The 21517-nt window shown below is 68.9% G+C and carries 17 protein-coding genes and 1 pseudogene; 11 read left to right on the top strand and 7 right to left on the bottom strand.

The genetic code is table 11. The annotated features are described in order from the left end of the window. Positions 1-89 precede the first annotated feature (89 nt). From BEP68_RS02440 to BEP68_RS02410, 7 genes and pseudogenes are all read left to right on the top strand, one after another. On the top strand, positions 90-3032 hold the full coding sequence (locus BEP68_RS02440; protein WP_187249119.1) for a Na+/H+ antiporter subunit A: 2943 nt from the start codon (positions 90-92) through the stop codon (positions 3030-3032). After that, positions 3032-3532 (top strand): annotated as a pseudogene (locus BEP68_RS02435) (Na(+)/H(+) antiporter subunit C); the annotation flags it as partial. The gene BEP68_RS02440 and the pseudogene BEP68_RS02435, both read left to right, overlap by 1 nt. Before the next feature lie 263 nt (positions 3533-3795). Continuing rightward, the gene (locus tag BEP68_RS02430; RefSeq protein ID WP_056275836.1) at positions 3796-5349 is read left to right on the top strand and encodes a Na+/H+ antiporter subunit D; all 1554 of its coding nucleotides are present in this window, start codon (positions 3796-3798) and stop codon (positions 5347-5349) included. Then, a complete protein-coding gene (locus BEP68_RS02425; protein ID WP_187249118.1) occupies positions 5346-5933 on the top strand; it encodes a Na+/H+ antiporter subunit E in 588 nt (195 codons plus the stop codon). The genes BEP68_RS02430 and BEP68_RS02425 overlap by 4 nt, the downstream gene beginning before the upstream one ends. Next, on the top strand, positions 5930-6199 hold the full coding sequence (locus BEP68_RS02420) for a monovalent cation/H+ antiporter complex subunit F (protein ID WP_053098313.1): 270 nt from the start codon (positions 5930-5932) through the stop codon (positions 6197-6199). The genes BEP68_RS02425 and BEP68_RS02420 overlap by 4 nt, the downstream gene beginning before the upstream one ends. Further along, positions 6196-6585, top strand: coding sequence for a monovalent cation/H(+) antiporter subunit G (gene mnhG, locus BEP68_RS02415; protein ID WP_053098314.1), 390 nt, complete (start codon positions 6196-6198; stop codon positions 6583-6585). The genes BEP68_RS02420 and mnhG overlap by 4 nt, the downstream gene beginning before the upstream one ends. A 260-nt stretch (positions 6586-6845) precedes the next feature. Beyond that, complete coding sequence (locus tag BEP68_RS02410) at positions 6846-7763, top strand: hypothetical protein (protein WP_187249117.1); 918 nt, start codon at positions 6846-6848, stop codon at positions 7761-7763. Positions 7764-7826: 63 nt separating this feature from the next. Here BEP68_RS02410 and BEP68_RS02405 read toward each other — a convergent pair whose 3' ends face one another. Next, on the bottom strand, positions 7827-8588 hold the full coding sequence (locus tag BEP68_RS02405; protein WP_187249116.1) for an alpha/beta fold hydrolase: 762 nt from the start codon (positions 8586-8588) through the stop codon (positions 7827-7829). Between the two features lie 104 nt (positions 8589-8692). On the opposite strand from BEP68_RS02405, the gene BEP68_RS02400 reads away from it, so the two are divergent. Beyond that, on the top strand, positions 8693-10054 hold the full coding sequence (locus tag BEP68_RS02400) for an MFS transporter (protein ID WP_315985256.1): 1362 nt from the start codon (positions 8693-8695) through the stop codon (positions 10052-10054). Positions 10055-10074: 20 nt separating this feature from the next. On the opposite strand, the gene BEP68_RS02395 is transcribed toward BEP68_RS02400, so the two are convergent. The 6 genes from BEP68_RS02395 to BEP68_RS02370 form a co-directional block, all read right to left on the bottom strand. After that, positions 10075-12729: a penicillin acylase family protein gene (locus BEP68_RS02395; protein ID WP_187249115.1), complete on the bottom strand. Its 2655-nt coding sequence runs from the start codon at positions 12727-12729 to the stop codon at positions 10075-10077. A gap of 133 nt (positions 12730-12862) precedes the next feature. Further along, positions 12863-14740, bottom strand: a complete 1878-nt coding sequence (locus tag BEP68_RS02390) for a YhgE/Pip domain-containing protein (protein WP_187249114.1) — start codon at positions 14738-14740, stop codon at positions 12863-12865. Further along, positions 14737-15657, bottom strand: a complete 921-nt coding sequence (locus BEP68_RS02385) for a hypothetical protein (RefSeq protein ID WP_187249113.1) — start codon at positions 15655-15657, stop codon at positions 14737-14739. Before BEP68_RS02385 ends, BEP68_RS02390 begins: the two co-directional genes overlap by 4 nt. Then, on the bottom strand, positions 15654-16277 hold the full coding sequence (locus BEP68_RS02380; protein ID WP_187249112.1) for a TetR/AcrR family transcriptional regulator: 624 nt from the start codon (positions 16275-16277) through the stop codon (positions 15654-15656). Before BEP68_RS02380 ends, BEP68_RS02385 begins: the two co-directional genes overlap by 4 nt. A 233-nt stretch (positions 16278-16510) precedes the next feature. After that, the gene (gene argG / locus BEP68_RS02375; RefSeq protein WP_056275848.1) at positions 16511-17944 is read right to left on the bottom strand and encodes an argininosuccinate synthase; all 1434 of its coding nucleotides are present in this window, start codon (positions 17942-17944) and stop codon (positions 16511-16513) included. Between the two features lie 50 nt (positions 17945-17994). Continuing rightward, entirely contained in the window at positions 17995-18399 is a 405-nt protein-coding gene (locus tag BEP68_RS02370; protein WP_187249111.1) for a winged helix-turn-helix transcriptional regulator, read from the bottom strand. A 97-nt stretch (positions 18400-18496) separates the two neighbouring features. Here BEP68_RS02370 and BEP68_RS02365 point away from each other — a divergent pair, with 97 nt between their 5' ends. The 3 genes from BEP68_RS02365 to BEP68_RS02355 all read left to right on the top strand — a co-directional run bounded on the left by BEP68_RS02365 (position 18497) and on the right by BEP68_RS02355 (position 21481). Next, positions 18497-19879 carry an MFS transporter gene (locus BEP68_RS02365; protein ID WP_187249110.1) on the top strand — a complete coding sequence of 461 codons (1383 nt, stop codon included), beginning with the start codon at positions 18497-18499 and terminating at the stop codon, positions 19877-19879. A 13-nt stretch (positions 19880-19892) separates the two neighbouring features. Continuing rightward, entirely contained in the window at positions 19893-20684 is a 792-nt protein-coding gene (locus BEP68_RS02360) for an NAD(P)H-dependent oxidoreductase (RefSeq protein ID WP_315985255.1), read from the top strand. Between the two features lie 89 nt (positions 20685-20773). Continuing rightward, entirely contained in the window at positions 20774-21481 is a 708-nt protein-coding gene (locus BEP68_RS02355) for a ZIP family metal transporter (RefSeq protein ID WP_187249108.1), read from the top strand. Positions 21482-21517 lie beyond the last annotated feature (36 nt).

Genomic DNA, 21517 nt, shown 5'->3' with positions numbered 1-21517 from the left:
AAGCGCGGAATATCAAGGTAAACTCGATATCGACACCCGCCCGCCCGCCTGCGCCGCACCCGGCCGACGAGCTTTGAGGAGCCGCGTATATGCTGACGCTCCTCGCCGTGTTCCTCCTCGGGTCGATCCTGATGCCCGTTCTGGTGCGCTGGCTGGGATCCCAGGCATTCGCCATCGCGGCTCTCATTCCCGCCGCGGCATTCATCCACGCCCTCGTCCTCACCCCTCAGGTGCTCGACGGACCGACGCCCTTCGTCTCGGTCGCGTGGATCCCGCAGCTCGGACTGAATCTGTCCATGAACATGGACGTGCTCGGCTGGGTGCTGACGCTCATCGTCACCGGCGTCGGTGCTCTCGTGCTGCTGTACTGCCGTTGGTACTTCCATGACGACTCCGCCGGCATCGGCCAGTTCGCGGGCGTCCTGCTCGGGTTCGCGGGTGCGATGTACGGCCTCGTCCTGACCGACGACCTCGTCATGCTCGTGATGTTCTGGGAGTTGACGAGCATCCTCTCGTACCTCCTCATCGGGCACTACCGACGCCGCGCCGCCAGCCGACGAGCAGCACTGCAGGCGCTCCTGGTCACCACTCTCGGCGGCCTCGTGATGTTCGTCGGAGTCGTGCTGCTCGTGGTCGACGCGGGCACCTCGAGCATCCGCGAGATCCTCGAGATCGCACCCACAGGTGCCATCGTCGACGCCGCCGTCGTCATGCTCCTCGTCGGCGCGATCAGCAAGTCCGCGATCTTCCCCTTCCACTTCTGGCTGCCCGGTGCGATGGCGGCGCCCACTCCCGTGAGCGCCTACCTGCACGCCGCGGCGATGGTCAAGGCGGGTATCTACCTGATCGCCCGCTTCGCCCCGATCTTCGCGTTCACCGGCCCGTGGCGGCCGATCATCATCTCGCTGGGCATCCTGACGATGCTGATCGGCGGCATCCAGGCGCTGCGCGAGACCGACCTCAAGCGCATCCTCGCCTTCGGCACCGTCAGCCAGCTGGGCTTCTTCTCGGTCGTCATCGGCTACGGCACCCAGGCGAGCGCGCTGGCCGGTCTCGCACTCGTGATCGCGCACGCGCTGTTCAAGTCGGCGCTGTTCCTGATCGTCGGCGTGATCGACCGTCAGCTGTCGACGCGAGACATCACCGAGCTGAGCGGCGTCGGGCGTCAGGCTCCCGTCATGGCGACAGCGGCATTCATCTCCATCGCATCAATGGCCGGCATCGCACCGACCCTCGGATTCGTGGCGAAGGAGTCGACCCTCACGGCGCTCCTGGACGACGCACTGCACGGCTCGCCCTGGGGGCTCGTCGCGATCATCGGCGTCAGCCTGGGATCCATGCTCACGGCGGCATATGGCATCCGCTTCCTCTGGGGTGCCTTCTGGACCAAGCGCGATGCGGCGGGCGATCGCCTTCCCGACACCGCCTGGCCCGACCCGCCCGTCGGATTCCTCTCGGCGCCGATCATCCTCGCCGGGCTCACGCTCGCCGCAGGCATCGGAGCACCGGCTCTCGACGTCGCGCTCCAGGGATACGCGCTCACAGCCACCCCGGGCCTCGATGCCGAGGGGGTCGCCGCGGAAGGACCCGGGCACCTCGCGCTCTGGCACGGTCTCGAGCCGGCGCTCGGCATCTCGATCCTGTCGATCCTGCTCGGCGCCGCGGTCTTCCTCCTCACGCTGCGCACCGGATGGGACCGCAAGGCGCGACTGATCCGCTTCACTGCCGCAGACGTCTACTACCTGGTCATGCGCGGTATCGACCGACTCTCGGTGCTGAGCACGACGCTCACCCAGCGCGGCTCTCTGCCGGTCTACGTCGGCACCATCTTCGTGGTGTTCGTCGCCGCCGAGATCACGGCGCTCGTCGCCAGTGACATCGATCGCTTCCAGCTCTCGGCCTGGCACACGCCCACGCAGCTCGTGGTCGCGCCGATGATGGCCGCCGCGGGCGTCATGGCCGTGCGCGCGCAGAAGAGATACACGGGCGTCGTGCTCGTGTCGATCACCGGCCTCGGGATGGTCGTGCTGTTCGCGACCAGCGGCGCCCCCGACCTCGCGCTCACGCAGATCCTCGTCGAGACCGTGACGATGGTCACCTTCGCACTGGTGCTGCGTCGCCTGCCCGCGCGGATGGGCGAGCACAACGCCTCTGTCGGGCGCATTCCCCGCGCGCTGCTGGGTGTCGGGGTCGGGCTCACGATGGCGCTGGTCGCGATCGTGGCGACCCAGTCCCGCGTCGCGGATCCGATCTCCGCCGCGTTCCCGAAGCTCGCGTACGAGATCGGTCACGGCAAGAACGTCGTGAACGTCGCCCTGGTCGACCTGCGCGGCTGGGACACGATGGGCGAGCTGTCGGTGCTCGTGCTCGCCGCCACGGGTGTCGCGTCTCTCGTGTTCGTCACGCACCGCGCCGACATGCTCTCCGCGACGAAGACGCTGCCCAAGGCGCGCCGCCGTCGCACGCTCAGCCGCCCGCTCGTCGAGACGACCGAGGGCGTGCGCTTCCAGACCGACGAGAACGAGAGCAGCCCCCGCGCCTGGCTCGTCGGCGGCCCGAAGATGAAGCCCGAGAACAGGTCGATCCTGCTCGAGGTCATCGTCCGCATCCTCTTCCACACGATCATCGTCGTGTCGATCTTCCTGCTCTTCTCCGGCCATAACCTCCCAGGCGGAGGCTTCGCCGGAGGCCTCGTCGCGGGCATGGCCCTCGTCATGCGCTACGTCGCCGGCGGACGCTGGGAGCTGGGCGCTGCCGCACCCACGGATGCCGGGCGACTGCTCGGTGCCGGTCTGATCCTCGCCGTCGGCACGGCGGTCGTGCCGCTGTTCTTCGGCTTGGCGCCGCTCACCAGCAACTTCTGGGAGTGGGAGATCCCCGGCATCGGCCACATGGAGTTCGTCACCTCGACCATCTTCGATGTCGGTGTGTACCTGGTCGTGATCGGCCTCGTGCTCGACGTGCTGCGCAGCCTCGGTGCCGAGGTCGACCGTCAGGCGCAGGAGTTCCGCGAGCGAGGGGTGACCCTCTGATGGATGTCTCCCTCACCCTGATCGTGATCATGGCCGTGCTCTTCGCCTGCGGCGTCTACGCGATGCTCGAGCGCAGTCTCACCCGCGTGCTGATCGGCTTCCTGCTGCTCGGCAACGCGACGAACCTGCTGCTCCTCATCGTCATGGGAGTGCCCGGCAACGCGCCCTTCTTCGGAACCGAGGGCGAGCTCAGCGACCCGCTGCCCCAGGCGCTCACCCTGACCGCCATCGTCATCACCTTCGCCGTCTCGGCATTCCTCCTCGCCCTCATCTACCGCTCGTGGCAGCTGGGTCAGGCCGACACCGTCGAGGACGACGAGGCCGACATCGCACTCCGCGAGCGCACCGATGCCGACGAAGACCTCATGGACGACGAGGCCGACGCGGCGGACGACGAGGCGACCACGGACTTCGTCGGCGTGCAGACGTCGCCGATCACCGTGCTTCACATGCGCGACCACGCCGCGATCAACGACGACGCTCCGACCGACCGGCCCACCCCGCCTCGAGCCGTGTCCGCGGCGTCCGACCAGGATCCCGAGGTGGATGCCGGTCCAGGCGCGGCCGTCCTCGACGGGGAGTCGGCACCGCCCGACGACGACGCCGAGGACTCGACGCACTCGTCGGCTTTCCGGACGGATGCCGACACGCACGCGTCGGACGCCCACGAGACCGATGCGGCGGACGCCGCTCGAGATACGGCGGCTGACACGGCATCCGATGACAGCGCACCCGAGCACACCGACGATGGGGAGGACCGCCGATGAGCGCCCTCGTCCCCCTGCTCGTCGCCCTGCCGCTGCTCGGCGCCGCCGTGACCCTGATCTTCGGCCGCAATCCGCGCCTCCAGGCCTTCGTCACGGTGGCCACGCTCGCGATCGTCTCGGTCATCGCGGCCGTGCTGCTGGTCGTCGTCGATGCGGGTGAGCCGCTCGCGGTCTCGGTCGGCGGGTGGCCGGTGCCCTTCGGCATCGTGCTCTACGTCGACAGGCTCGCGGCGCTCCTCGTGCTCATCTCGAGCATCGTGCTGCTCGCGGTCCTGCTCTTCTCGATCGGTCAGGGTGCCGCGGACGGCACCGACGAGACCCCGATCTCGATCTTCAACCCGTCGTACCTGATCCTCGCGGCCGGCATCTTCAACGCCTTCATCGCGGGCGACCTCTTCAACCTGTACGTCGGATTCGAGATCCTGCTCGTGGCGTCGTACGTGCTGATAACGCTCGGGAGCACCGAGTCCCGCATCCGCACGGGTGCCGTCTACATCGTCGTCTCGTTGGTCTCGTCGATCCTGTTCCTCGCTTCGATCGCGATGATCTACGGTGCCCTCGGCACCGTGAACATGGCCCAGATCGCCGAGCGCATGACCGAGCTCCCGCAGGAGACGCAGCTCGTGCTGCACCTCATGCTGGTGATCGCCTTCGGCATCAAGGCCGCGATCTTCCCGGTGTCGTTCTGGCTGCCCGACTCGTACCCGACGGCACCGGCGCCCGTCACAGCGGTGTTCGCGGGATTGCTGACCAAGGTCGGCGTCTACGCCCTGATCCGCACCGAGACGCAGCTGTTCGCCGAGAACAGCATCGACACCGTGCTCCTGATCATCGCGTTGGCGACCATGATCGTGGGCGTGCTCGGCGCTGTCGCACAGGCCGAGCTCAAACGAATCCTGTCGTTCACGCTGGTGAGCCACGTCGGCTACATGATCTTCGGCCTCGCGATAGCGACCCCCGCGGCGATCGGCGCGACGGTCTACTACATCGTCCACCACATCATCGTGCAGACGACGCTGTTCCTGGCGGTCGGTCTCATCGAGCGCAGAGCGGGGAGCACGTCGATCCTGCGCGTGAAGGGACTGCTCAAGGTCGCGCCCGTGATCGCGGTGCTCTACTTCATCCCCGCGATCAACCTCGGCGGACTGCCGCCGTTCTCCGGCTTCATCGGCAAGTTCGCGCTGTTCGAAGCGGCAGCATCCGTGGGAACGCCGCTGATGCTCGTGCTGATCTTCGGCGGCATCGTCACCTCGCTCCTCACGCTCTACGCGCTGATGCGAGCATGGAACCTCGCGTTCTGGCGCGAGGAGGACGACTCGACCGAGACCGAGGGGCGCATCTCGTACCTCGGCAACGCCCCGGCCGCGGATGAGCAGCAGGAGCGTCGCCGCATCCCCCGGATCATGACCATCGCGACCGCCGGGATGGTCGGGGTCACGATCGCGCTCACCGTGTTCGCGGGCCCGCTGTATGCCCTGTGCGACCGCATCGGTGCGGCGCTGCTCGACCCCGTCACCCTCGTGCAGCTGGAAGACGAGGTGGAAGGATGAGCCCCACCGAGACCGGCCGCCACTTCTGGCGGGACATCCGCGTGCAGCTGCCGTTCCTGGCATGGCTCGTCGTGCTCTGGATGCTGCTGTGGGGGCAGTTCACGGTGCTGGCGTTCGTCTCGGGCCTGGTCATCGCGGTGTTCGTCACCCGTGTCTTCCGGCTGCCCACCGTCGAGCTCTCCGGGCGCATCAACATCTGGTTCGCCGCGTTGCTCATCGTGCAGTTCCTCTTCGCCGTGCTCCGCGGCGCTGTCGCGGTCACCCTGCAGGTGTTCGACTTCCGGCATCAGCCCGGCGCCGCGATCATCGCCGTTCCTCTGCGCTACGCCGACGACCTGATGATGACGCACGTGTCCGTGGTGTCGTCGCTGGTTCCCGGGTCGCTCGTCGTCGAGGCCGATCGCGACCGGCAGGTGCTGTATCTGCACGTGATCGGGGTGCGCAGCATGGCCGATGTCGAGAAGCAGCGCGAAGGCGTGCTGCGCTGGGAGCGACGGGTCGTGCGTGCGCTCGGAGCCCCGGCGCAGTACCGTGCCCTCAAGGCCGACGAACGTGCGGCGCGCGCCAGCGGAGGTGCCCGATGAATGTGCTGATGCTCGCGATCATGGTCGTCTTCGGCGTCGCCGCCATCCTGACGATCATCCGCATCGTGCGGGGGCCCTCGATCCTCGACCGAGCGGTGGCCTCCGACGTGCTGCTCACCGAGGTCATGTGCGTGCTCGGTGCCGAGATGGCCATCAATGGCCACACCCGCAACATCCCGGTGATGCTGATCATCGCCGCGGTCGGCGTCTTCGGCTCGATCTCGGTCGCCCGGTTCGTGGCCAGAAGGGACAACACGACACCATGAACGTGTTCGGTCTCGCCATTCCCGACGTGGTCATCGACGTCGCCGTGCTCGTGCTGATCCTGCTCGGCGCGATCCTCTGCCTGTCGGCGGCGGTCGGGCTGCTGCGATTCCGCGACGTGCCGTCGCGGCTGCACGCCGCGACCAAACCGCAGGTGCTCGGCCTCATCCTCATCTGCCTCGCGATCGCCCTGTCTCAGCGCACGGTCGGCGGAATCCTGTTCGGGCTCGCGCTCGTCGCCCCGGTCGTGCTCATGCAGTTCGCCACCGCGCCGCTGTCCGCGCACATCGTCGGGCGGCAGGCATATCGCAACGGCACCACCGACGAGCGCAGCCTGGTCGTCGACGAGCTCGCCGAGTCGAAGCAGACCCCGCCGGCCGCCGGCTGATCGCACGCCCGCAGCTGCGCTGAGACCGACGCCACGCACGTCTTACGCCGGTGCGGGGCCGCTTGCGGTTCACAATTCAGCATGAGCCTGTGCCGGTGGGGCCAAAGGGGCTTCAGGGCTGCTCGATACGAGATCCATGCTGAGTAGTGAACGACACCGGTCCTTGCTTCTTCTCCTACACGGAACCCTGTTCCGTGCAAGTCATCCACTGTTGCTTGAACGACGCACATCGACACCGTCCTTGTCTGCACACTTCTGCGATGGGGAATAAGCAGAAGACGGTCGTTCAGCGCGCGAGAGACACCTATTCGCGCACGGTCTTCAGTCGATCGGATCTGGTGCACCGAGGGCTCACGGGGCGTCTCATCGCCGAGTCAGTGGCCCGAGGAGAACTCCAGCACGTGCGCCGCGATCGATATGCGCTGCCGTCGACGCACCGGGACATCGTCGAGGCTGTCCGCATCGGCGGGCGGGTCTCATGCTTGTCTCTCCTCGCCCTTCTCGGTGTCTTCGTGTTCCGTTGCCGAGAGCTCCATGTGCTCGTGACTCCGGGTTCGTCTCGTCTACGTGTGGCGAGGGACGGAAAGGTCGTGCTCCATTGGAAGGCGCTGACCAGCGTTCGCGAGAGCCTTCATGCGGCTCCGTTGATCGATGCCGTCGCGCACTCCGTGCTCTGCCAGGCTCCGCGCGAGGCGCTTGCCACCTTGGACAGTGTGCTTCATCACGGACTCCTGACCCGCGACGATCTGGTCACGATGTTCGCTGCTCTACCCGCCCGATTCCGCCCGCTGCTCGCACTGGTCGACCCGTCGGCGGGCTCGGGCTCAGAGACATTCATGCGGTTGCTGCTCCGGACGATGGGCGTCGCCTATGAGACCCAGGTGTACCTCGAAGGCGTCGGGTACGTCGACTTCGTGGTGGACGGCTGGTTGATCATCGAGTGCGACAGCAAGGAGTTCCACGAGGGGTGGGAGAAGCAGATGCAGGATCGCGAGCGCGATATCGCCGCGGCCCGACTCGGCTTCGTGACCGTCCGGCCCCTTGCGAAAGACATTTTCGGTGACCAGGCGTCTGTGAGGCAGGCTCTCGAGCAGGTCATCGCTGCACTCGGACCGAGGTTCGTAGACGCACGTCGTTCACAATTCAGCAGGAATCGCCGCGGAGCGGCGGTCGAGTAGCGGAATCACGGGGCTCACATGCGTTCATGCTGAGTTGTGAACGGAAAAGTGCGGGGCGGCGGGTCAGAGGCCGTCGGCGAAGCTCTGGATCAGGCGCGCGGCCGGCTCGGAGTCGCTGATCAACGTGCCGTGGCCGTGATCCGGGATGACCTGCAGATCGGCACCCGGGATCTCGTCGATGATCTCCTGGCACCAGGTCATCGGAGCGAGCGGGTCGTCTTCTCCGCGCAGCACCAGCACAGGCTGATCGATGCGCGCGAACGCCTTCTCCGGCTCGTGCACGATGGTCGCCCGGATCTTGCGGATGAGGTGGGGGCCGCCGCGCAGATATTCGCGGGCACCTCGCCAGATCACGAGCGGGCGCTCGCCGACCAGGTCCGTGAGGAGATAGCTCGCCTGCGCTGCGACATTCCGTGCGGCCTTGTTGACGGTCGGACCGGCGAGCACGACGCCCTCGACGAGGGAGGGATGCCGGGCGGCGAGCTCCGCGGCGATCTGACTGCCCATCGAGTGTCCGATGACGACGACGGGGCCCTCGTCGGCATGACGGAGGTACGCGGCGACGAGGTCGGCGTGACGCTCCATGGTGAAGGTGCGAGCGGGCTCGGGTGCTTCGCCGAAACCGGGCAGGTCGAGTGCGATCACCCGGCCTTTCAGTCGCTGCACGACGTCGAGGTAGACGCTGCGTCCCATGCCGATGCCGTGCAGCAGGAGGAAGGTGTGCGGTCCGTCGCCGAAGGTCTCCGCGATCAGCGTCGCGCCCGCGTGCTCGAACTCGAGCAGCGTGACGGGGGTGCCCTTCGGGGCGAGATAGCTGGAGACCACACCTCAACGCTAACCGAGTGGGACCCCTGCGACGAACCGGGATCCACGCATGCCGTACGCCGGTGTGCGACGAGGGGCGAGCCTGCGTCGTGCGAGGATGAAGGGTGTCTTCGCCGAACCCCGATCCCGATCAGATCGAGTCGGAGGGCGAGACCTCAGGCTCGACCAAGGGTGTCATCGCGCGCATCGCCGACGGGCTGCGCGATCCGGTGCTGCGCGCGCTCGTCGCCGCGACGGCCGTCTCACGCATCGGCCGCGGCGTCTTCCTCGCGGTCACCGTGCTGTTCTTCACGCAGATCATCGGCCTCTCGCCCGCGCACGCCGCGGTGGTGCTCGCCGTGTCGAGCGGATGCGGGGTGGTCGGGTCGCTCCTCGGCGGCTGGCTCGCCGATCGGTGGAGCGCCCGACGCCTCGCCTTCGGCTTCGAGATGGCGGGTGGCGTGCTGCTCGCCGCATACGCGTTCGTCGGAGACTTCGTGTCGGCGCTCGTCCTCGCCAGCCTCTCGGGCTTCTTCGACTCGCTGGGGTATTCCGCTCGTTCCGCGATCATCGCCCGGGGCTTCGCGCCGGACCGGCGGGTGCACGCGCGTGCGGTGCTGCGCACGGTCACGAACCTCGCGATCGCGGCAGGCTCCGGATTCGGCGCGATCGCTCTGGCTCTCGGCACACCCGAGGCCTACCGCGTCGTCATCGCCTGCGCGGGTGCCGTCTGCGCGCTCGGCTCGCTCTCCCTCCTGCGGCTGACCTCGGCCGTCGACGCGCCGCCGCGCAACCGAGCCGCGGCTCAGCTGACGGAAACGGGATCCATCGACACGCACGCCACGGCCGCGGCATCCGCCGAGCGCAGGGACTGGAACCGCCGCTCACCGTGGCGGGACCCGAGGTACCTGCTGCTGAGCGCGCTCTCGGCGATCTTCGGCATGCAGTTCGGAGTCGCGGAACTCGGGGTGCCGCTGTGGATCAGCGAGTACACGAACGCCCCGGATGCCACGTTCGCAGTGCTCCTGATCGTCAACACCGCGCTGGTCGTGCTGTTCCAGGTGCGTGCCTCCCGTGGCACGCACGACCTGCGGATCGCCGGCAGGGTGACGATGATCGCCGGCTGGCTGATGGTCTCCGCCTGCCTGATCTACGCGCTCGCCGCGGGGCTTCCGGCATGGGCGGCGATCGTCATCCTCATCGTCGGCATGATCGCGCACACGTTCGCCGAGATCCTGTCGCAGGCCGGAGCCTGGGGTCTCAGCTTCGAGCTCGCCGACCCTGTGCGAGCCGGCGCCTACCAGGGCGTGTTCGGCATGGGCTTCTCGCTCGGAGCCCTGGCGTCGCCGATCGTCGTGAACGCCACCGCGATCACCTTCGGCTTCGTGGGCTGGGTGATCCTCGCCGCGATCTTCCTCGCCGCAGCGATCGGCATCTGGCTCATCGCACGCCGCGCCGCAGCATCCGCCACGCCTGCTCCCGCCTGAGCCCGCAGAGCCGCCCCGGGCTAACCGGCCGGCGCCAGCACCAGAGTGTGACGCGTCGCCGCATCGACCGCCGCGTCGGTGAATGCCCACGGCCGCTGAATCCCCGCCGCCCAGTCGGACGTCTGATCGACGTAGTGCTCGTCGAACGCGTGTCCGGATGCGCCGGTGAGGTGGATCCAGGTCGAGGCGTCGAGATCGGAGAGGTCGACGACCATCCGCATCGACGGCACGGTGGTCGTGGCGTACGACGTGCCGAGCTCCCAGCCGGTGGCGTTGACCACGGACGCGCCGCCGCTGACGGCGTAGGGGCCGCGGTTGAAGAGGGCTTCGATCGGGGCGATGCCGGAGGACCCGAGGGTGTCGCTCGTGAGGGTGATCGCGTGCAGGTCGCCCCACCTCCATGCGGTGACGACGTCGCCCTGAACCGCGGAGAGCTCGTCGTACGCTTCCTCGGCCGACAGGGCGAGCATCTCGTCCATGCCCGCGACATCGATGCTCGGGTTGGTCCAGAGCGGGTCGGAGGGGTCGTCGAGAAGATCCGCGACGACGGTGAAGAGTCGACCCTGGCCGTCGATCGGCAAAGGCTGGTCGCGTTCGGCGAACAGGTTCTGCACGAGGTTCGACCAGAGGACGTTCGCGTAGGCGGCTGCGGCCGACCCTGCGTCGTTCTGTGCGTCCCACGAGCGCAGCAGCGCCACGGCATCTGCAGTCCCCGCACCCGTCACCTCCACATCCTCCATCTCCGTTGCCAGTCGCTTGCCGATCCACATCTCGCTGTCCATCTGGATCTCCCGCATGTCCTGGGCGGTGAGCGGTGCGGCGGCGGCGCGTCGCTCGATCAGGTGCGCGATGCGATCGGCCCTGTAGCCGTAGTCCCAGTCCCGTGAGAGGAAGTAGGGGTAGTCGTCGGTGACGATCGCGTTGTTCGCGGTCACGATGTACCCGGATGCCGGGTTGTACGACACCGGCAGTTCGTCGAACGGGATGAATCCGGTCCAGTCGTAGCTGCTGTCCCAGCCGGGCTGCGGCATCCATCCGTCGCCGGCCCCGCGCACGGGGAGGCGTCCGGGGGTCTGATAGCCGATGTTGCCTTCGACGTCCGCATAGATGAGGTTCTGTGCCGGCACATCGAACAGCGCGGCCGCCGCGCGGAACTCCTCGAAGTCCTGGGTGGTCGACAGAGCGAAGATCGCGGTCGCGGCCGTGCCGGGGTCGAGCGCCGTCCAGCGCAGGCTGACCGCGTACTCGGCTCCCTCCGGCGCGGTGCCGGTGGGCGCCGGACCTGCGGCGCCGCCGGCGGCGAGGCCCGGCTCAGGGTCGTCGGCGATCGCGGTGAAGTCGTCGGTGAGACCCGAGATGATCGGTCCGTGCACGGTCGACCGGATCGTGAGATCGATGTCGTCGCCCCCGGCCACGGCGATCGTCTCGGTGGTCTCGTCGATCGGCACCAGCGCGCCGTCGCGCCAGTACTGGTCGCCCTCGATCCGCTCGACGTAGAGGTCGGTGACGTCGGTGGTCAGGTTGGTGAAGCCCCAGGCGACCTGCTGGTTGTGGCCGATCACGATGCCGGGGAGACCCGAGAACGAGAAACCGCCCATGTCGAACGGGCAGTCGTCGGTGACCTCGCTGCACCGGAGCTGCACCTGGTACCAGACCGAGGGGAGTGATGCGCCCAGGTGCGGGTCGTTGGCGAGCAGCGGCATGCCGGTGTCGGTGAGGTCCCCGGACACGACCCACGAGTTCGATCCGATGCCCTCGCCGACATCGCCGACGAGCAGACTCGCCGCCTCGATCACGTCCGACGCCTCCTGCCACTGGATCGTCGTCGCCGCCTGCTGCATCTCGCCGTCGTTCCCATCGGTCGTGAACGCGGCGGGCTCGGCACCGGCCTCGGTGATCGGGGCGGTCGAGATCTCGGGGACGATGACGGGGTGATCCTCGAACGGATACGGCGGGTACAGCTCGTCGAGCGTCGTGGTGATCCCGGCGGCGTCGGAGGTCTCCGCCAGCTGTGCGGCCAGGAGCGAGCGCTCGACCTCGTCTTCGACGTTGCCGCGGAGATCCCAGGCCATCGCCTTGAGCCACGCCACCGAATCGGCGGCTTCCCAGGGCTCCGGCGCGTACTCCGGGTTCTGTATTCCGAGAACGGCATATTCGAGCGACAGCTCGGAACCCGAGCGGGAGGAGAGGTAGGCGTTGACGCCGTCGGCGTAGGCCTCGTAGTAGCCGCGGGTGACGTCGTCCATCGCCTCGACCTCGGCCTCGGCGACCTTGCGCCAGCCGAGCGTGCGGAGGAAGGCATCGGTCCCGGCCTGCGATTCGCCGAACATCTCGGCCACGCGTCCCGCCGTGACGTGGCGGCGGAAGTCCATCTCAAAAAAGCGGTCCTGCGCGTGCACGAAGCCCTGGGCGTAGAAGAGATCGTGCGATGAGTCGGCGGTGATGGTCGGGATGCCGCTGGCGTCGCGCTGCACCGTGACCTCGGCCTGCAGCCCGTCGAGCGACAGGGTGCCGTCGGTCTGCGGGAACGAGCGCTGGATGGTCCAGGTCACGAAGAAGGCACCGGCGACGGCGACCACCACGATCGCAGCGACGACGAGGAACACGATGCGGCCGATGCGAGCACCCAGGGAAGGGCGCGACGGGTCGACGATCTCGGTCGAATGGGTTGTCATCTTCGAGAACTCTTTCGGGTGGCATGGCGGAACTCAGTCCCAGAGAGTCCCAGAGCGCGTCTCAACAGACGCTTCCGGAATACTACCCATAAAGCATTCGCGGGCGGGGGTGTTCTCGCCCCCGCCCGCGGCGTCAGCCGATCAGGCTCGGCTGCAGGTCGCGCAGCGTGCGCCGGTGCGTCATGCGCGTCACTCCGATGGCGGCGAGCAGCAGCGCGCCGACCAGCCAGATGCCCAGCACCACCAGATCCCAGCCCGCCCGGCCGAGGTTGCCGCCGTACATCAGTTGCCGCATGGCGTCGACGACGTAGCCGAGCGGCAGCACGTGGTGGAGTGCGGCCAGCGGGGCGGGGAGGGTCTGCCAGGGGAACGTGCCGCCCGCGGTGACGAGCTGCAGAACCATGAGCACGAGTCCCAGGAACTGCCCCACGGAACCGAGCCAGACGTTGAGGGCGAGGATGATCGCCGCGAAGGTCGCCGACGCGAAGATCATCACGCCCAAGGTGCCGACGGGGTTGTTGAACGTGAAGCCCAGGGTGATCGCCAGGATGCCCATGAGCCCCAACATCTGCACCGCGCCGAGCATCGCCGGGGTGAGCCACCCGGCGAGCGTCACTCGGATCGGAGAGTGCAGCGCCGTGACCGCGCGGCGGGAGATCGGCTTCACGATGAGGAACAGGGCGTAGATGCCGATCCAGGCCGACAGTGCGGCGAAGAACGGTGCGAGACCGGCGCCGTAGTCCTCGGCGGAGGCGACCTTGTCGCTCGAGACCTTGACCGGGTCGGCGATCGTGTCGGCCTGCAGCGTGCGGAGCTCCGGCGTCGAGACGGGGATCTGCTGCACACCGTCCGAGAGCCCGTCGCGCAACTCGGCCGTGCCTGACGCGAGGGTGCCGAGCCCATCGCGCAGTTGGGCCGCGCCGTCGTTCGCGGCCGCCGCGCCGGTGGCGACGGTCTGCGCGCCGCTGGCCAGGGTCTGCGCGCCGCCGGCGAGCTGCGAGGCGCCGGATGCCACCGAGTCCGCTCCTGCGGCGAGCTGGTCGACCTTGTCTACCGCGTTCTGCACGGTCGAGTTGCCCTCCTGGAGTCGTGTCGCGAGGGGATCGAGGGTCGTGAGGACGCGATTGATCTGCTCCGGCGTCAGGCCCTGATCCGTGAGCATGGTGGCGATGTCCTCGCGCGCCTGGGGCAGAGCATCCGTCGCCTGCTGCACAGCCGATCCGGCCCGGTCCGCGACGTCGGCCAGCTGCCGGTTGCCGTCACTGACCTGCTGAGCCCCCGACGCCAGCGTCGCCGCACCACCGGCGAGCTCGGATGCGCCGCCCGCGAGCTGCGACGTGCCCGCGGCGAGCTGAGAGGTTCCGTCTGCGAGCGTCGCACTGCCGGTGGCGGCGGTGTCGGCGCCGTCGGCGAGCTGGGTCGCTCCGTCGACCGCGGTCACGAGGTTGTCGCGCACCTCGCTGAGGCCGGTGAGCAGGCGCTCTGCGGCCTCGCTGCCCACCATCTCGGCGACCGAGCTGCGGATCTTCTCCACCGCCTGCGTGCCCATCGACGACGCGAGGTAGTTGTTCGCGTCGTTGGTCTCGAGCTCGATGCGCGCCTGGTGGGGGTCGTCACCCGCGGCCGAGGTCAACGCCGACGAGAAGTCGGCGGGGATCGTGACGGTGAAGTCGACCGTTCCCTCCCGCAATGCGTCGGCGGCCTCGTCGGCCGACATCCGCTGCCAGTCGAAGGCGTTGCCGTCGATGAGGTTGTCGGCGACGTCCTCGCCGTAGTTCACGGTCTCGCCGGTGGCGGCATCCGTTCCCGTGGTGGGCTCGGGGGCTCCGCTGTCATCGACGACCAGCGCGACGGGGACCTCCGGGAACTTCGCGTACGGGTCCTGGTTGGCCCAGAGGTACAGGCCGCCGTAGAGGATGGGCACGCAGACCAGTGCGATCAGGGCGATCACGCCCATCCTGCTCGCGGTGAGGCGCCGCAGCTCGGCGGCGATCATGGCGGGAACCTTCATCGCTCGCCTCCGTTCTCTGTCGTATTCGGCTCGGGTTCTGCGGGTGGGTCTTCGTCGTCGGCCGGGGGAGAGCCGAGAGCATCCGCGTGCTCGGCGTCGGCATGCGGTGTCGCGGGGCGCTCGTCCGGGTTTTCCGCCTCGGGCTCTGGCTCAGGGTCGGGCTCGGGCTCGGGATCCGGTTCGGGCTCAGGGTCGGGCTCGGGATCCGGTTCGGGCGCCGGCTCGGGCTCGGCCTCGGAGTCTGGCTCGGGCTCGGGATCAGAGCCGCCGGGCAGGTCGAGGACGAGCGGCTCGACCGGTCCGGACGCGTTGATCGCCTCGAGCTCGTGCATGCGCTCGAGGGCGACCGCGGCGGATCCGCCGATGACGACGAGCATCGCGTACCCGCGGTCGGCGAACTCCGACGCGATCCGCCACCAGCCGTCCGGGCTGCCGCCGTGACGGTCGGGCGAGACGAGCACGATTCCTTCGGTGCCCGTGCGGAGGATCGCGAGTTCGCAGAGGATGCGCACCCGTGCGGCGGGATCGACGTTGCCGATCGCCACGCCGGCGAGCTCGCCGAAGCCGAGTTGATTCAGCCAGCGCCGTGCGTGCAGAGGGGTGGCGCCGACGCCGGCGAACATGAGCTCTTCGCCGACGACACCCGCGAGGGTGATGTCAGTGTGGGGATCGCTCACGTCGGGGGCGTCGACGAGCGCGATCGTGCGGCGCAGCGCGCGGTTGTCCGCGTCGCCGTCGATCGTCACGCGCCCGGTGTCCGGCCGCATCCGACCGCTGGCGATGAGGCCCAGCACCGTCGGGCGCTGCTCGGTCTCGGCGAGTGCGAAGCGCACGGCTCCGCTGTGGAACTCGAGGCTCGTCGTCGGCAGCGCCTGGCCACCGCGCCCCTTGCTCACGTCGTGCAGGGTGACCCTCATGCGCTGACCTCCTGTGATTCGACGATGTCCGGGTGCGCGCTCAACAGCTCGTCGGCCTCGCGCCACGAGAGTCCGGCGATGCTGAGCAGAGTGCGAACAGCGAGATCGGCTGCCCCGGTACTCGATGCGTCCGTGCGCGAGACGACCGTGCGGGCGACCTCTTCGATGAGGCGGGCGAGGGTCGGGGCAGAGAGGTCTGTGCGGAAGCTGCCGTCTTCCTGCCCGCGACGCGCGAGGGCGGCGACGGTGCGGCGCAGCGGGGCCAGGGCGTCTGCGGTGTGCTCGACGTGCGCTTCGTCGAGCGCGAGCGCTGCGGCGACCTGGACGTGCGCGGCCTCCTGCCAGAGCCGCGCGGCGAGGCGCGCGAGGGCGATGCGCGAGTCGGCGTCGGTGACGGACTTGGCGATCGCGTTGAAGCGCTGCGCCCCGACCGAGATCAGCTCGCGGACCAGGGCTTCGCGGTCGTCGAAGTGGCCGTAGAGCGTGCGGCGCGACAGGCCGGCGCTGCGGGCGATGACGTCGATGGACGCCCGCGGGTCGGTGGCGAGGGTCGCGCGGGCCGCGTCGAGGATTCCGGCGCGGTTCTCGACGGAGTCGCGGCGGGGAGCACGGGTTGTCATGCCCCTATTCTACGTATTGTGCACAGCCGTGTGCAAGATAACTCGGGGGACTCACAGGGTCTGAACGGTGGGCCGTTCACAACTCAGCACGGATGGGCGCTTAAAGCCGCAATCAGCACCATGCGGACCCGAATCCCGGCGCTCATGCTGAATCGTGAACGGCGAGCGGCGGGCACAGACAGAAAAGGGGGCGGATGCCGCAGCATCCGCCCCCTTCTGCAGAACCCTTGGCGTCAGTCGGTGCCGGAGTCGAAGGCAGCGCCCTCGGATGCGGTGTCGACCGCGTCGGCGAAGTTCTCGTCGACCTCTTCGACGGAACCCGTGATCTCGCCGGACTCGCCGGCGGTGACGCGACCGACGAGCTCGCCGGTCGCGCCGCCCACGAGGCCGAGGCCCGCGTACTGCTCGAGGCGTGCGCGCGAGTCGGCGATGTCGAGGTTGCGCATGGTGAGCTGGCCGATGCGATCGACCGGGCCGAAGGCGGCGTCGCCGACGCGCTCCATCGAGAGCTTCTCGGGGCCGTACGACAGGTTCGGCGAGGTGGTGTCGAGGATCGTCCAGTCGTCACCGCGGCGCAGGCGGATCGTCACGGTGCCCGAGATCGTGAGGCCGACCCAGCGCTGGATGGACTCGCGCAGCATGAGCGACTGCGGCTCGAGCCAGCGGCCCTCGTACATCAGTCGACCGAGGCGGCGACCCTGCTCGTGGTAGGTCGCGAGGGTGTCCTCGTTCAGGATGCCGTTGACGAGGCGCTCGTAGGCGATGAAGAGCAGCGCCATGGCCGGGGCCTCGTAGATGCCGCGCGACTTCGCCTCGATGATGCGGTTCTCGATCTGGTCGCTCATGCCGAGGCCGTGGCGTCCGCCGATCGTGTTGGCCTCCTGCACCAGGGCCACCGGGTCGGTGTACTCGACGCCGTTGAGTGCGACGGGGCGGCCGGCCTCGAACGTGACGGAGACGTCCTCGGTCTCGATCGCGACCGAGGGGTCCCAGAACTTCACGCCCATGATGGGGTCGACGGTCTCGAGCGAGACGTCGAGGTGCTCGAGCGTCTTCGCCTCATGCGTGGCGCCCCAGATGTTGGCGTCGGTCGAGTACGCCTTCTCGACCGAGTCGCGGTAGGGGAAGTCGTGGGCGACGAGCCACTCGCTCATCTCCTTGCGGCCGCCGAGCTCGGTGACGAAGTCGGCATCCAGCCACGGCTTGTACACGCGCAGACGCGGGTTGGCGAGCAGGCCGTAGCGGTAGAACCGCTCGATGTCGTTGCCCTTGTAGGTCGAGCCGTCGCCCCAGATGTCGACGCCGTCCTCCTTCATGGCGCGCACCAGCAGCGTGCCGGTGACGGCGCGGCCGAGGGGAGTGGTGTTGAAGTAGGTGCGGCCGCCGGAGCGGATGTGGAAGGCGCCGCAGGCGAGCGCCACCAGACCCTCTTCGACCAGCGCGGTCTTGCAGTCGACCAGGCGCGAGGCCTCGGCGCCGTACTCGAGGGCACGGCCGGGGATCGACTCGATGTCGTCTTCGTCGTACTGACCGAGATCACCGGTGTACGTGTAGGGGACGGCGCCCTTGTCGCGCATCCACGCGACGGCGACGGAGGTGTCGAGTCCTCCGGAGAAGGCGATGCCGACGCGCTCGCCGACGGGAAGTGACTGGAGGACCTTGGACATGCTTCCCAGTCTATCGGCGGCGTGTCGGCTGTTTCGGACGGCGTCGGCCGTCAGCGGGCGACGCCGGCGTCGAGTGCCTCGGGCTCGGAGTCGAGCCGCACCAACTCGCGTCGCTGATGCGCGGCGTAGCCGGCACCCCAGCTCGTGAGCGCCTCGACGAGCGGCATCGATCCGCGCCCGAGGTCGCTGAGGCGGTATTCGACCTTGGGAGGCACCTGCCGGTAGACCGTGCGGAGGATCAGGCCGTCATCCTCCAGCTCGCGCAGCTGACGGGTGAGCACGCGGGCTGTGGGCTCGTCGAGAAGCCGGCTGAGCTCGCCGAACCGCAGGACCTCATGCTCACCGAGGAGGCTGAGGATGCTGGGCTTCCAGGCCCCGCCGAGGACGGCGATCGAGATCTCCGCGTCGCACGCGTCGCCCCACTCCCGGACGATCCGCTCGGTCTTCTCCCTCATCGCTCCGCCTCCTGGTCGTCATGGTATCCATCCGGTCACTATCTACCCCGAATGACAGTACTTGTCTGAAGTGTACTCAGACCGGGAGACTGATGCGGTGACCTTCCCGATTCCCACGGCACCCGCTCGACCGCGCACGACCCTGCATCCGTGGCTCGCCATGATCCCGCTGCTTCTCGGCATCCTGATCGGGGCTCTCGCGATCAGCAGCATGTCGACCGCACTGCCCGCGATCCGCGGCGATCTCGTCCTGTCCGACAGCGGCGCGCTGTGGCTCGTCGACGTGTACGCGCTGTCGCTGGCGGCGACCCTGATCATCGCGGCCAGGATCGGAGACGCGTTCGGTCGCAAGCGGATCGTGCTCGCCGGTCTCGCCGGCTTCGCGGTGCTCAACCTCGTAGGCGGATTCGCTCAGGACGGGATGCTGCTCATCGTCGTCCGGGCGCTCCTCGGCGTCGCCGAGGCGTTCGTCGTGGCGGGCGTCGTCGCGACGATCGGGGCGCACTATCACGCACGGCAGCGGGTGCTCGCCTACGGGCTGTGGACCGCGACGTTCGGTGCCGGCAGCGCGCTCGGACCCGTGCTCGGCGGGCTGGTGACCGAGGGGCCGGGGTGGCGCTGGCTGCTGCTCGGAAGCGTGCCGCTCGCCGTCGTCGCCGGGGTGCTCGCGATCTGGCTCGTGCCGGATTCGCGCAGCTCCCGTCGCCCGTCGTGGGACATCCTCAGCATCGTGTCGTCGATCGTCGCGCTCGGGTCTCTCGTCTTCGCCCTGCACGAGGCGCTCGCCGCTCCCCTCGCCGCCGGCATCGCGGGTGTCATCGCCGTCGCGACGCTCGTCTTCTTCATCCGCCGCCAGCGTGCCCTCGCCGAGCCTCTCATCGACATGCGGCTGTTCGGCGTGCCCGGCTTCAGCCCCGCGATCGTGCGCATCCTGGCGAGCAGCGGGGTGTCGACGGCATCCGTGCTCCTGGTGAGCCTCCACCTGCAGGATGCGCGGGGCTTCAGCGCGGCCGAAGCCGGTATCGCGATCCTGCCGCAGGCGGTGGCGATCGCCCTCGGCGGGGTGCTCGCACCCCTGTTCCTGCGGTGGCTGACCTCGCCGACGCTCACCGTGCTCGCCCTGGTGGTGCAGGGGGCGGGACTCGCGTGGCTGTCGACGGGCGTCGAGCTGGTCGTGATCCCTCTGGTGCTCGTCGGCGCGGGGTTCGGAGTCGCGGCGACGCTCGCCGCCACCACGCTCTTCGACGTCACGACGGAGGACGACGCCGGTCAGGTGGGGGCGATCCAGGAGGTCGGGTTCGCCCTCGGCGGCGGTCTCGGCATCGCGGTGCTCGGCACGATCGCATCGATCGTCGGGTCTCGCGGCTTCCTCGTCGCCCTGCTGGTCGCGACCGTCGCGGTCGTCGCCGCCGCGCTCCTGCCGCTGTGGAGACGCTCGCCGGTGACCACTGCCGAGAACCCGGCCATCGATGCCCGCTGAAGGAAGGACACTCGTGTCAGCATCGCGCCCGACCGTCCACTGGATCTATGCCCACCCCCGATCGAGCTCGTTCAACGCGCGACTGTTCCGAGATGGGGTCGACGCCCTCGTGCACGACCACGATGTCGAGATCACCGACCTGTACTCTCAGGGCTTCGATCCGGTTCTCGCAACGCCGGATCTGGGCGAGCCCCGGGGGCGTGAGGGCAGCGTCGTCGACCTGATGGGCGAGGCGTACGCCGCGGGCCAGCTGCCGCCGGACGTCACCGAGGAGCAGCGCAAGCTCGCGGCCGCCGACCTCGTCGTGCTCCAGTTCCCGCTGTGGTGGTACGGACCGCCGGCGATCCTCAAAGGCTGGCTCGATCGGGTGCTCACCAACGGCTTCGCCTACGGCCCCGCGGATGCCGAGACCGGTCTGCCGCTGCGATACGGAGAGGGCCCGCTCGCCGGGCGCCGAGCCCTCGTGATCGTGACGGCAGGGGAGGACGAGCGCTCGATCGGAGAACGGGGCATCAGCGGGGATCTGGACTCGCTGCTGTTCCCGCTGACCCACGGCACCCTCTGGTACACGGGCATCGAGCCGCTCGACCTGCACGTCGTCCACGACGCTGACGGGTTGGACGCGGAGCGCGTCGATCTCGAGAGCGCACGGCTGATCGAGAGGCTCTCCGGAGTGGCGTTCGAATCTCCGAGCCGCCCGTACCGTCGGCTGCGCGATGGCGACTACCACGGCACCCGGGCGCTGCGATCGGACCTGCTTCCCGGGCGCACCGACCTCGGCATCCATCGCGTCGCGGTCGACTGAGGCGACGCGGCCCGACGCGTGCGGGCGTAGCTCTCCGCTTCTGCACGATCGGCCCCGACGGTGGCAGAGTGTCCGTGAAGGAGGACGGCATGGGTGGAGCGATCCTGTGGGGCGTCGTCGCGGCGTCGCCCCTCATCGTCGGCGCTGTTCTCGCTCTGCTGCGCACCTGGCCGCCGCGCTGGCTGGGCATCGTGCTCGGCTTCGGAGCCGGTGCCCTGATGGCCTCCATCGCCTTCGAGCTGTGGGAGGAGGGGCTGGACCTCGCAGGCCCCATCCCTCTCATCGTCGGCGTGGTCGCGGGCGCGCTCGCGTACTTCATCGCCGACCGGATCCTCGATGCGCGAGCCGCGAAGTCCCAGGAGCAGGGGGCGGGCGTCCCGCTCGCGCTCGGAGCACTGCTGGACGGCATCCCCGAGCAGCTCGTGCTGGGAATCGGACTGGCCTCCGGAGAACCGGTGAGCATCGCGCTCGTCGTGGCGATCGTGGTCTCGAACCTACCCGAGTCGATCGGCTCGGCCGCCGACCTGCTGAAGGGCGGCATGGCGAAGTCGCGCGTGCTGCTGCTGTGGGCCGGCATCTCGGTCATCTGCGCGCTGGCGACCGTCGCCGGATTCGCTGTGGCGAGCAGCACCGGCGACGACTTCCGGGCCGGCGCGAGCGGCTTCGCGGCAGGCGCGCTGCTCGTGATGCTCGTCGACTCGATGGTGCCCGACGCGCAGCAGAAGGCCAAGCAGGTGACCGGGCTCGCGACCGTGCTGGGCTTCGCGCTCGCCGCGGGGCTCTCGCTCGCGAGCTGATCTGGGCGTCGCGAGAGATAAGACGAGCGCGACCGC

The sequence above is a fragment of the Microbacterium sp. 4-7 genome, from assembly GCF_014332665.1.
GTDB lineage: Bacteria > Actinomycetota > Actinomycetes > Actinomycetales > Microbacteriaceae > Microbacterium.
This window is presented reverse-complemented; position numbering and strand designations above follow the sequence as displayed.